The organism is Pseudoalteromonas sp. XMcav1-K, from assembly GCF_044005875.1.
GTDB classification, from domain to species: Bacteria; Pseudomonadota; Gammaproteobacteria; order Enterobacterales; family Alteromonadaceae; genus Pseudoalteromonas; species Pseudoalteromonas spongiae.
Genome location: NZ_JBIPJE010000035.1, coordinates 39,214 through 51,125, shown reverse-complemented (window position 1 = coordinate 51,125; position 11,912 = coordinate 39,214). Strand labels below are relative to the sequence as shown.

Annotated in this window: 11 protein-coding genes and 5 tRNA genes; 15 read left to right on the top strand and 1 reads right to left on the bottom strand. The window is 40.9% G+C overall.

Annotated elements, in window-relative coordinates:
- Nucleotides 1-18: 18 nt before the first annotated feature.
- Nucleotides 19-1,869 carry a methyl-accepting chemotaxis protein gene (locus tag ACHSBP_RS06385; protein ID WP_105171630.1) on the bottom strand — a complete coding sequence of 617 codons (1,851 nt, stop codon included), beginning with the start codon at nucleotides 1,867-1,869 and terminating at the stop codon, nucleotides 19-21.
- A 409-nt stretch (nucleotides 1,870-2,278) separates the two neighbouring features.
- Between ACHSBP_RS06385 and ACHSBP_RS06380 the strand changes: the two genes are divergently transcribed.
- The 15 genes from ACHSBP_RS06380 (at nucleotide 2,279) to ACHSBP_RS06310 (ending at nucleotide 11,889) form a co-directional block, all read left to right on the top strand.
- A complete protein-coding gene (locus ACHSBP_RS06380) occupies nucleotides 2,279-3,370 on the top strand; it encodes a DUF418 domain-containing protein (RefSeq protein WP_395388386.1) in 1,092 nt (363 codons plus the stop codon).
- A 105-nt stretch (nucleotides 3,371-3,475) separates the two neighbouring features.
- Nucleotides 3,476-4,000: a crossover junction endodeoxyribonuclease RuvC gene (ruvC, locus tag ACHSBP_RS06375; protein ID WP_010560443.1), complete on the top strand. Its 525-nt coding sequence runs from the start codon at nucleotides 3,476-3,478 to the stop codon at nucleotides 3,998-4,000.
- A complete protein-coding gene (gene ruvA, locus ACHSBP_RS06370) occupies nucleotides 3,997-4,614 on the top strand; it encodes a Holliday junction branch migration protein RuvA (RefSeq protein ID WP_010560442.1) in 618 nt (205 codons plus the stop codon). Before ruvC ends, ruvA begins: the two co-directional genes overlap by 4 nt.
- A 1-nt stretch (nucleotide 4,615) precedes the next feature.
- Entirely contained in the window at nucleotides 4,616-5,623 is a 1,008-nt protein-coding gene (gene ruvB / locus ACHSBP_RS06365; protein WP_395388385.1) for a Holliday junction branch migration DNA helicase RuvB, read from the top strand.
- Nucleotides 5,624-6,464: 841 nt separating this feature from the next.
- The gene (gene tolQ / locus ACHSBP_RS06360) at nucleotides 6,465-7,151 is read left to right on the top strand and encodes a protein TolQ (RefSeq protein ID WP_010560440.1); all 687 of its coding nucleotides are present in this window, start codon (nucleotides 6,465-6,467) and stop codon (nucleotides 7,149-7,151) included.
- A complete protein-coding gene (gene tolR / locus ACHSBP_RS06355) occupies nucleotides 7,151-7,576 on the top strand; it encodes a protein TolR (protein WP_010560439.1) in 426 nt (141 codons plus the stop codon). Before tolQ ends, tolR begins: the two co-directional genes overlap by 1 nt.
- Before the next feature lie 2 nt (nucleotides 7,577-7,578).
- Nucleotides 7,579-8,466 (top strand): cell envelope integrity protein TolA, encoded by an 888-nt coding sequence (tolA, locus tag ACHSBP_RS06350; RefSeq protein WP_395388384.1) that lies wholly within the window; start codon nucleotides 7,579-7,581, stop codon nucleotides 8,464-8,466.
- 8 nt (nucleotides 8,467-8,474) lie between these two features.
- On the top strand, nucleotides 8,475-9,830 hold the full coding sequence (tolB, locus tag ACHSBP_RS06345) for a Tol-Pal system beta propeller repeat protein TolB (RefSeq protein WP_395388383.1): 1,356 nt from the start codon (nucleotides 8,475-8,477) through the stop codon (nucleotides 9,828-9,830).
- Nucleotides 9,831-9,868: 38 nt separating this feature from the next.
- Nucleotides 9,869-10,396, top strand: a complete 528-nt coding sequence (pal, locus tag ACHSBP_RS06340; protein ID WP_010560436.1) for a peptidoglycan-associated lipoprotein Pal — start codon at nucleotides 9,869-9,871, stop codon at nucleotides 10,394-10,396.
- Nucleotides 10,397-10,412: 16 nt separating this feature from the next.
- Nucleotides 10,413-11,171: a tol-pal system protein YbgF gene (ybgF, locus tag ACHSBP_RS06335; protein ID WP_395388435.1), complete on the top strand. Its 759-nt coding sequence runs from the start codon at nucleotides 10,413-10,415 to the stop codon at nucleotides 11,169-11,171.
- Nucleotides 11,172-11,380: 209 nt separating this feature from the next.
- Nucleotides 11,381-11,456, top strand: a tRNA-Lys gene (locus ACHSBP_RS06330).
- 44 nt (nucleotides 11,457-11,500) lie between these two features.
- Nucleotides 11,501-11,576, top strand: a tRNA-Lys gene (locus tag ACHSBP_RS06325).
- 23 nt (nucleotides 11,577-11,599) lie between these two features.
- Nucleotides 11,600-11,675 (top strand) — tRNA-Lys (locus tag ACHSBP_RS06320).
- A gap of 23 nt (nucleotides 11,676-11,698) precedes the next feature.
- Nucleotides 11,699-11,774: transfer RNA gene (locus ACHSBP_RS06315), tRNA-Lys, on the top strand.
- Between the two features lie 39 nt (nucleotides 11,775-11,813).
- Nucleotides 11,814-11,889: transfer RNA gene (locus ACHSBP_RS06310), tRNA-Lys, on the top strand.
- Nucleotides 11,890-11,912: the final 23 nt, after the last annotated feature.

Below are 11,912 nucleotides of genomic sequence, written 5' to 3'. Positions count from 1 at the left end.
TTTGCTTGCAAAGGGAAACTAAACGGTAAAACGCGCGACATCTTGCTTCATGTTTTGCGCATCGGTTTCAAGTGCATGACAATTTTGACTGTTTTCGCATGAATCAATAAACAATTGCTCAGCCGAAACAGAGATATTTTCAGTGGCACTTTCTACTTCCTTCACTGTGTACATTTGTTCTTGTGTGGCACCTGCAATTTGAATAACGCGATCCCGAATTGCATCGAGCGATTGTTTATTGCGATCCATACTTTCTCTCGCAGTATCAAGAGAGTCGTTCATTTCACTGGTGAGACTTAAACTTTGTTCCATTGCCTGTTCAGAACGAACCACTAGATCTTGCAATGTTTTAATCATTTTTCCGATTTCTACTGTTGATTGCTGTGTGCGTTTGGCAAGCGTTCTCACTTCATCGGCAACAACGGCAAATCCTCGGCCTGTTTCGCCGGCACGTGCAGCTTCAATTGCGGCATTAAGTGCGAGCAAGTTGGTTTGCTCAGTGATATCACTTATCACGCTCGTTACCCCTTCAATTTCGCGACTTGATAGGGTTAACTCACTCATAATCTCGCTGGTGGATTCAACTTGTGACTTTAACAATCCCATATTGGTGTGTGTTTGGCTCATTACATCAGTGCCTTCACGCATATCTTGTTCCGCTTGCTCTACACTTGCCTCTACGTCAACACTGCTTTGGGCAATGAGTTCAACGGCTTTAACCAGTTCTGACACCGCTTGTTTGACTGCGAGCGTATTGTTTTTTTGATCTTCAATTGCGGTTTGCGAACGCAAACTTAATTCGGCAGAGTGGTGTGCGCCTTTTTCTACGGCTTCACCTTTATGCTTAATTTCACGCACTATTTCTGCTGTGGTATCAATAAACTCGTTAATGCTATCGGTAAACTCTGACAATTCATCTTCACCGTCTAGTTCAATGTGTTGGGTTAAATCGCCATTGCCGTGGCTAATATCTGCCATTTTTTCATTGGCACTGTGTAGGCGATGAATAATGCGATAGGTTTGCCACAATAAAATAATTGAAATAACCACTGTGATAAGTCCAGACACCATTGCGCCTTGTTTTTTACTGACTTGCAATGTGTCGGAAATTTCAGCGTTAATGCCCGTTGTTAATTGGTTGAGCGTGGATTCTACTTGGTGAATACTGCCTCGTAATGCACCGCGTAATCCTTCTTCTTCTGATAAACCTCGCTGTTTTAATGCATCAGCAAGGTTTGCTGCGGCATTTTCGAAGTTTGCAAGGGTGGCTGTGGCGCTTACGGTGTCATAAGTAGTGAGATAGGTTTTTACCGTGCTTAGTTTTTCTTGCGCTTGATTTTTGGCCGCAATATCTAACGATGATTGAAAGTCATTTTCAAGTAGTACGAGCCGTACCATAGAGCTTATTGCATTGGTGTCGCCCGTTGTTAGCACCGCTTCTTTTAATTGGGTTTCGGCTAAATTGAATGCCTGTCGCAATCCTTGATCTTTTGATAAGCCAATGCGCTTGTCGAGTGCCACTAAGGTAAGAAACTGAGTTTCGTATTGTTCGATTAAATCATGAGTATCGCTAAGTTGTAGCTTTAACGATGGAATGGTATCGAGTGCGTTGTGTAATGCATGGATATTTTGCTTAATTAACACAATGCGCTGATTAAACTTATCAACATACTTTTCGTTTTTACGCAGTAAAAAGTCTTTTTCATGACGTCGCAACATCAACATGTTGTTACTCAACTCTTTACTTAGCGCTAGTTCGCTTCCGAGTTCTGCCATTTGATTTGTTGAATACCAAATAAGACTCGCCATTACTGCCATCGCTAAAATAATTAGCGCCGATAGTGACAAAAATGATCGTTTGATAGACATGAACACTCCTTATTCATCAGTAGAATTGCTCGTAATTTAGTACGATATTTAACTATCAATAATGCTAGGATCAGTTTTTAATTCTTGCCACAAAAATGTCATATTAGCGGCTTTTTATCTTGCTCTAATAATTGAACCGAGCGAATAAATCACCTTTATCAAAGCTAATAGATTTCAAATGGCGAATAAGTTTGTTAACCCGCGTTCAGGTAACATAGGGTGTTGCCATTGCTCCATTGGAAATATGAGAAGTTCGCACATCACTACGTATTATTGTTTTAATACGAATTGCTATGAGTGTGTGATTGTTATCCTTTAATCTCGCCGTTTATCATTTAAAACTTTACCAACAGTTACTTGACGCTCACTATGGCTGCGTTTTTAGTTTTCTCGAATGTAGGTTGTATGTATGCCACGTATTAAAACGCTTGATGTGCTGAGAGGTTTTGCTGTGTTGGGTATTCTGTTTATGAATATTTACTATCATAGCGTTTTTGAATTAGGTTACGTGCCGTTTCAAGTTACACCGCTTAGCGATAATGTGATTGAGGTGATAAATGCCTTTTTTATAGATGGTCGTTTTAGAGCCTTATTTTGTTTATTGTTCGGTGTAGGCTTAGCTATTTTGTATGATAAGCATGGTCAAGACGATGCCTTTACGTTGTTAAAGTCGCGTTTAAATTGGCTTCTTATTTTTGGCTTTATCCATAGCGTGTTTATTTTTTCTGGCGATATTTTGGTTAACTACGCACTAGCAGGGTTGATTGTGTATCGCGAAATAGGCAGTAGCCAAGAAGTGCTCTTAAAAAAAGCGAAAACTTATTTTGCTATAGGCTTTTCATTAATATTGCTGTTTGCGTTGATCCCAAACGAACCCATCTACCGTGATAGCGATGAATACTTCGAAATTATTAACACTTGGCAATCAGGTTATGGTGAGCAATTAATTCAGCAAATTGTGTTTACCATTATTATGTTTGTATTTAGCTGGGTGTGTTTTATTTGGATTACTGCAGGCATAGTCCTGTTTGGTGTTTACTTATATCGCGCCGATTTTTTCAATACGGGTTTATCAACAAAGCAATTGCTTGCATCTTTATTGGTGGTGATAACCATATCGAGCATCGATGCGCTATTGCGTGTTAATTACGTTCACTTGGTTGAACTCACTATGTCCATTGCCACATTTTCAGGACTAGTATGTGCGTTAATGTATTGCCATGTTTTTATTAAGCTAAATGAAAAGCTTACCGTATTAAACAGTATTTTTGCGCCTGCGGGACGTATGGCATTTACGCTTTATATTTTGCAATCAATCGTATTTGCGCTCTTCTTTCGCTACTTTTCACCTGAATTTGTGCATAGCGCAACGCGTTTAGACTATATCTACTTGTGTTTAATATTCTCAGTTTTTCAGCTGGTATTTGCGTTTTTCTATTTAAAACTTTTCAAGTCAGGTCCAATAGAGTGGCTTTGGCGCAAAGCATATAGCGCAAAATAAGTTAAATTTTGTGCAACTGCGCGCAGTTTAAAAACTATCACTGGTAATCCATACAGTTATTGGTCATTATTAGTTATCACAAGAAAACATCGCAAAAGGTGTGCATTGGCAATAATACTTGGCATCGACCCTGGCTCTCGCTTTACGGGCTATGGTTTAATTAAACAGCAAGGTATGAAGTTTGAATACTTAGGTAGCGGCTGTATTAAAATGGGCGAAAAGCCAATGGCCGAGCGCCTTAAAATAATTTTTCAAGGTGTGACACAGCTAATTGAACAATATCAACCAGATAGCTTTGCGATAGAACAAGTATTTATGGCGCGAAATCCCGATTCCGCTTTAAAACTTGGCCAAGCCCGTGGCGCTGCCATGGTAGCGGCTTCGCTTCAGTCACTTGAGGTGTTTGAATATTCTGCAAGGCAAGTTAAGCAGGCCGTAGTTGGCACCGGTGGTGCTGATAAATCGCAAGTACAACATATGGTAAAGAGTTTTTTAAAACTGCCAGGCACACCACAAGCAGATGCCGCCGATGCGTTGGCAATCGCCATTTGTCATGGCCATTCACAACAACATTTAATCAAGCTTTCAGGGCAAGCGAGTAAAACAGTAAGAGGACGATTAAGACGATGATAGGGCGATTACGCGGAACATTAGTAGAAAAACAGCCACCGGAAATCTTAATTGAAGTGAGTGGTGTTGGCTATGAAGTGAATATGCCAATGACCTGTTTTTACAACTTGCCGAAAGAAGGTGAAGAAGCGGTTGTTTACACCCATTTTGTGGTGAGAGAAGATGCACAATTATTGTTTGGTTTTAACAATAAAACGGAACGCGCACTATTTCGTGAATTATTAAAAGCCAATGGTGTAGGACCTAAGTTAGGTTTGGCAATTTTATCAGGTATGTCTGCCGAGCAATTTGTTGCCTGTGTGCATAATGAAGATGCAACTAGTCTTGTTAAATTGCCTGGTGTAGGTAAAAAGACAGCTGAGCGTTTAGTGCTTGAAATGAAAGACAGGCTGAAAGATTGGGGTATGGATCTCTTTACTCCTTATACCGATGGTGCAATATTGGAAATGCAGGAAGATCCAACCGTTAAAGGGTGTGCACAAGATGATGCAATAGCAGCGTTAATGGCACTCGGTTATAAAGCAAATCAAGCAGAAAAAGCCGTTAAAGCAATTAAAGGCAGTGGCTTATCAAGCGAAGCGCTAATTAAAGAAGCGTTAAAGGCAATGATGTAAGATGATTGAAGCAGATAGATTAATAGAGCCCGAGAAAAAAGGAAATGAGGACGTTATCGATAGAGCGATACGTCCAAAGCTGTTGTCTGATTACCGTGGTCAACCCCATGTAAAAGAGCAGATGGAAATTTTTATTGAAGCGGCGCGCTCTCGTGAAGAAGCACTTGACCATTTGCTTATTTTTGGCCCGCCGGGTTTAGGTAAAACTACGTTAGCGAATATTGTTGCTAACGAGCTGAATGTGAATATTAAAACAACGTCAGGCCCGGTACTTGAAAAAGCCGGCGATCTTGCGGCAATGCTAACCAACTTAGAAGAAAACGATGTGCTTTTCATTGATGAAATACACCGTCTAAGCCCACATGTTGAAGAAATTCTTTACCCAGCAATGGAAGACTATCAACTCGATATTATGATAGGTGAAGGACCGGCTGCACGTTCTATTAAATTAGATTTACCGCCGTTTACATTAGTGGGTGCAACAACCCGTGCAGGTTCCCTTACTTCGCCACTTAGAGATCGTTTTGGTATTGTTCAGCGATTAGAGTTTTATTCAGTTGAAGATTTATCACACATCGTTAGTCGTTCTGCGGATTTCTTATCCCTTGAAATGGAAGACGAAGGGGCGGTTGAAGTGGCACGCCGTGCCCGAGGTACCCCGCGTATTGCCAACCGATTATTACGCCGTGTTCGGGATTATGCCGAAGTTAAAGCCGATGGTGTGGTAACAGCCGAAATCGCAGGCAGCGCCCTTGATATGGTAGATGTTGATAAGAGCGGTTTTGATTATATGGACCGCAAATATTTACTCTGTCTTATCGAGAAGTTTATGGGCGGCCCTGTAGGCCTTGATAATATTGCAGCGGCAATAGGAGAAGAGCGCGAAACAATCGAAGATGTTATTGAGCCTTATTTGATACAGCAAGGATTTATTCAGCGTACGCCAAGAGGGCGTATTGCCCAAGAGTTTGCCTATAAACATTTTGGCTTTCCAATAAAAGACGCGTAATACAAGTAACGTTAGTTTGGATTAGTTATTGAAAAAGGTCGCTTAGCGGCCTTTTTTGTTATGTAACTTTTGCTTTGCAACAGGTAACACTTGTAAAAGAGTCTTTTATGTAAAGGCGGTCTATTGCCAATCAATTAACGATAGCAGTTAGCAAAAATGTGGGTTAGAAGTCGATTCGCTATCTATATCTGAGCGTATTTATAGTGGAGTTGTTCTAAATTTTAGGCAAAAAAAAAAGCCCGCTAGGGAGCGGGCAAACAACAAGTTGAAGGAAGTAATCCAGGGAACGCATTTAAAAAAATGCTACACAATGACAAATCAGTAATCACTGTGTATATGAAACTAGGGTTAGCACAGTGTGTGTGCATGTCCTCGTGTTTACAGGTGCTATATTACGGATTAGTGAGGTTTTCATCAAACTAGAAAAATTATTTTTTGATATAAAAAAAACTAATCCGATGATGTTTTTGGTTGTGTATATAACCATCAGTTAATTAATTGTTAATAATTACATCATTGTATTTAAAAGGAAAATTATTAACGCGTAAAATTTGTCCTATAAGTTTTATTGTTTTGGTGATTCTTACATTTAAAGTTTTGAGTATTTATTCATATTTAGTGAATAAACGTTATGTTTTTGAATGTTTAGTGCGTTATAAAATCATCATTTAGTATCATAAAGTTAATTTGTGTGTTTTTTTTGTTCAGTTGATGCGATTCTTAGTGTCTAGCCATTGTATGCAGGTATTAGTATGGTTAAACTAAATCTCATACTAACAAGGGAACTTTCCAAGCACTAAACGAACTAACCCTTGACTATCAATCATTTCAGGAGTGAGCAGTGGCCACCGAAATTTCAATTATTGACTTAATATTTAAAGCGAGCTTTTTGGTGCAACTTGTGATGTTGACTTTGGTATTAATGTCTATTTTTTCTTGGGCTATGATCATTCAACGTCGAAAAGCGCTAACAGCGGCAAAAACGAATGCTAAAAAGTTTGAAGACAAATTTTGGTCGGGTGTCGATTTAAGTAAATTGTATGCGGAACTGTCTGCCCGTAATGAACTTGATGGCCTTGAGGCAATGTTCACTTCTGGTTTTAAAGAATACGCACGCCTTGCAAAAAACAATCATGCATCACCAGGTTCTATTTTAGATGGCACGCACCGCGCAATGCGCGTAACGCTTTCTCGTGAAGTGGAAAAATTAGAATCAAGCCTATCATTCCTTGCAACCGTTGGTTCAATTAGCCCATACATTGGTCTGTTTGGAACGGTTTGGGGGATTATGACCGCATTTATCGCACTTGGCTCAGTAAAACAGGCAACTTTACAAATGGTAGCGCCTGGTATCGCAGAAGCGTTGATTGCAACTGCAATGGGTTTATTTGCTGCAATTCCTGCTGTTATCGCGTTTAACCGTTTTTCACATACAGTAGAAAAAGTTGAATCGTCTTACGGCAACTTTATGGAAGAGTTTTCTAATATTCTTCATCGCCAAGCTGTGGCAAAAGTGGAAGCAAACTAATGTACCAACGTAAAAAACGTCGTCCGGTCGCCGAAATCAACGTAGTACCTTATATAGACGTTATGTTGGTTTTGCTTATTATTTTTATGGCGACAGCGGCCGTAATCACCCACGGTGTTAAGGTTGATTTACCACAGATGGAACAATCGGAGCTTGTTGAAGCAACGGAAACACCACCCATTGTGGTGTCAATCGATGCTGATGGTAATTACTATGCCAGCATTGGTATTGATCCTGAAGCGCCAATGGAAGCAGTTGATATTGCTGCTCAAGTTAAATTGGCGTTAGATAAAGATCCCAAAACCCCAGTCATGTTAAAAGGCGATGGCAAGGTAACTTATCAAGAAGTGTTGCTGTTAATGGATTTTCTAAAAAAAGCGGGCGTACCGTCGGTGGGATTAATGACGGAGTCTTTTGAGCAGTAATTATGAAAAACGACTTTAAATCTGCTCTGGTAAAATCATCAGCTTTGCATATTGGCATTATTGTCGCGCTTGTTATTGGCAACTGGTTAAAGCCATCAACACCACAAGTAATGGAAGTCACTTTAAATGCTCCTGTTAAGCCAGAGCAAAAAGCCATTGAGGCCGTGTCGGTTGATAATAAAGCCGTAGAAAAGCGTATTAACGAACTCAAAAAGCAAGAAGCAGATAAAAAAGCCGCTGAGGCAAAACGCATTCGTGACTTAGAACGTCGTGCTGCAAACGCTAAAAAGAAGCGTGAAGAAGAGGCAAGACGTATCGCCAAGCTTGAAAAAGAGCGCGTGCGTAAAGAAAGAGAAAAGAAAAAAGCAGAAGCTGCAGCGCGAGAAGCGAAGAAAAAGCAGCAAGCTGAACAGAAAAAAGCGGCAGAAGCGAAGAAGAAAGCCGAAGCGCTTGCGAAAAAACGCAAAGCTGAAGAGGAAAGGCTGAAAAAAGCGGAGGCCAAACGTAAGGCCGATGCTGAAGCTGCGCGTCAAAAAGCATTAGCTGAAAAAATGATGCAAGAGCAACTTGCCGCGGAAGCTGCAGCGCGCAGTCGTGCTAAGCAAGCACAAGTACTTTCTGAAGTAGAAAAATACACCGCGCTTATTATCGCCAAAATCCAGCAAAACTTATTGTTGGAAGACAGCATGAAAGGCAAGCAATGTCGTCTTAACTTGCGCCTTGCGTTTAACGGTTTAGTAACACAGGTTGAAGCACTAAGTGGCGATAAACAAGTGTGTGAAGCCAGTATTCGTGCGGTACGCAGAGCTGATACATTACCAGTGTCAAAAGACAAAGCGGTTTTTGAAAAACTTAAAAACATTAACTTAACCATTAAACCAGATATTTAAGGGATAACATGATTAGCGCATTACAAAAATGGGCTTTGTTGGTTGTGCTATTAGTGAGTACAGCAGCGAACGCCGCTCTTGAGATTGTAATTACCGAAGGTGTCGATTCAGCACGCCCGATTGGTATCGTGCCATTTAAATATAGCGGAAATGGTATCGCGCCAAGCAATATTACAGACGTGATTGCTGCCGACTTACGTCGCAGTGGTCGTTTTAATCCAGTGGCGCCGGCTAATATGCCGCAGCAGCCAGCAACGGATTTAGAAGTAGATTACAGTGCGTGGGTTTCTGAAGGTGTTGAAGCTATTTTAGTTGGTAGCATTACCGAACAAATGGGCGACCGTTACTTAGTGAGCTATCAACTAATTGATGTTATTCGCGGCCAAATTACAGGTGGCGATACAAAGATTTTAAGTAAAGGCCGTTTAGTTAATTCGGAAGATCATATTTTAGATGCGCGTCAAACCGTAATTGGCAGCGATAGTTTCCGCCGTTACGGTCACCGTATTAGCGACGTGGTGTACGAAGCACTTACTGGTGAACGCGGTGCGTTTTTAACTAAAATTGCGTATGTAATTGTACGTGAAAACGAAGATCGTCCATATCAATTAGTGATTGCAGATTACGACGGTTACAACGAGCAAACGCTATTACGTTCGAAAGAGCCGCTAATGTCGCCAACGTGGTCACCAGATGGCACAAAGCTGGCGTACGTAACATTCGAAAATCGCCAGAGCCAGATTTATATTCAAGATATTTACACCGGTAAACGCGAGCGCTTAACAACCTTCAAAGGCATCAACGGTGCACCACGATTTTCGCCTGACGGTAATAAGCTAGCAATGGTGCTGTCTAAAGACAAAAATGGTGCGACTGAAATCTATGTAATGGACTTGAAAAGTAAGAAAGCACGCCGCATTACAAGACACAGAAGTATCGACACTGAGCCAAGCTGGCATCCAAACGGTAAAGAAATCATATTTACGTCGGAAAGGGCTGGTAATGCTCAGATTTATAGCGTAAATTTAGCAACTGGTAAGAAAAGAAGACTTACTTTTGACGGTGATATGAATTTAGCGGGTTCAATCACGCCTGATGGTAATAGCTTGGTGATGGTAAATCGTACCTTAGGTCGATACCATATTGCTAAAAAAGAATTAAAATCAGGTGACTTCAGTGTGTTAACACGTACTCGCTTAGATGAATCACCAAGCATTGCGCCAAATGGCTCAATGATTATCTATAGTACGTTACATAATAATAAACAGGTCCTTGCATTGGTATCAATGGATGGACGGTTTAAAGCTCGCCTACCGGTAGCGGAAGGTGAAGTTAAGGCACCCGCGTGGTCGCCATTTTTGTAAAGATTACAGGTTAGACTTTTAAAAAAGGAATCAACTCAATGCAACTTAACAAACTACTAAAAAGCCTACTCATTGCAGTGCCTGTAATGACGTTAGCTGCTTGTAGCTCATCTTCAACTGTTGAAGAAGATACATCTGCGAATCAAAGCAACCAAGGTCAAGAAGAAACAGTACAAGTTGAAACTGTTGCTAAAGAAAAGACGCCAGAAGAAATTCTTGCAGAAAAATATGAAGCGCTTCGTCAAGAGCAAATCATCTACTTTGGTTTTGATAAATCAACAGTTCGCAGCGATTACGTTGAGTTACTTCAAGCACACGCTGATTTCTTAGTTAAGAACCCAAGTGTTAAAGTACTTGTAGAAGGTCACGCTGATGAGCGCGGTACTCCTGAGTACAACATCGCACTAGGTGAGCGTCGTGGTGAAGCTGTATCTAAATACCTACAAAGCCTAGGTGTTGCGGAAAGCCAAATCTCAGTAGTTAGCTACGGTGAAGAAAAGCCAATGGTTAAAACACGTACTGAAGATGCTTTCGCGAAAAACCGTCGCGCAGTTTTAGTATACTAATATAGAAGATAATATGATTAAGCCGAAAGTTATTTTGGCAACCATGTTTCTTAGCGGGAGCAGTCAGTTACTGGCTGCTCCCGCTCCTGTTTCTGAGGTAGGCGCAAGTTCAAGCATGTCATCGACAGCACTTGAAACGCGTTTACAAACTTTAGAGCGCATGGTTGCAAATCGAAACGTACAATTTCTTCAATTGCAGCAGCAATTGGAATCATTACAAGATGAAGTAAGCCAACTACGCGGTGTTACCGAAGAGCAAGGCTACCAATTGGAAAAAGTGCTGCAACGTCAGCGTGAGCTGTATCAAGAAATTGAAACGCGCGTATCGAGTTATAGCGCACCGACACAAGTAGCAGACACTACATCAGATGTTAGCTCAGGCACAATGAGCAACAACTTGTCTGAGAATGATGCTTACGATCGCGCTGTACAACTCATTATGCAAGATAAACGCTATGATGATGCGATCCCAGAGTTCAAAGCATTCTTAACAAACTATCCTGATTCAGTTTATGTGCCTAATGCACATTATTGGTTAGGTCAGTTACTGACAATTAAAAATGACAGCAAAGGTGCACTTACGCACTTTGAAAGTTTAGTGAATGGCTTCCCTGACTCAAATAAGCGTTCAGATGCCATGCTTAAACTTGCAAACACCTATTTAAAAGAAGGTGAAACGGTACTTGCGAAAAAAATCTTAAATGATTTAGTGGCACAATACCCTGATTCAACCCCAGCGAAGTTGGCTGTTGAAAAATTAGCGAGTCTTAATTAAGACTCGCAACACCACTTATTTGTAAACGAAAAGTGAAAACATTATCACTTTTTAGGCTAATCTTAATTTGTTGGTATAAAATTAGCCAACTGAGTCATAAAACTTAAAAAAACCGTAATTTTAGGTTGCACTCATTTTTTAAATAAGTATTATAAGCGCCCGCAGCCGCTTGTTACGAAAGACAAAAACGCTGCGCAAAAAATCTGATTGGGTCATTAGCTCAGTTGGTAGAGCAGTGGACTTTTAATCCATTGGTCGATGGTTCGAGTCCATCATGACCCACCATTCAGATTTTTGCACTTCGAGTATTTCCCTCACGGGAATTGAGCGGGTCATTAGCTCAGTTGGTAGAGCAGTGGACTTTTAATCCATTGGTCGATGGTTCGAGTCCATCATGACCCACCATTCGAAATGCACTTGCTTAGAGCGGGTCATTAGCTCAGTTGGTAGAGCAGTGGACTTTTAATCCATTGGTCGATGGTTCGAGTCCATCATGACCCACCATTTTCTAAGCCTTCTCTTTGAGCGGGTCATTAGCTCAGTTGGTAGAGCAGTGGACTTTTAATCCATTGGTCGATGGTTCGAGTCCATCATGACCCACCATTCAAAGACCTTTCTATATGCAATACGCATTCTATGAGCGGGTCATTAGCTCAGTTGGTAGAGCAGTGGACTTTTAATCCATTGGTCGATGGTTCGAGTCCATCATGACCCACCATTCATATCTTATTTATATTTCTT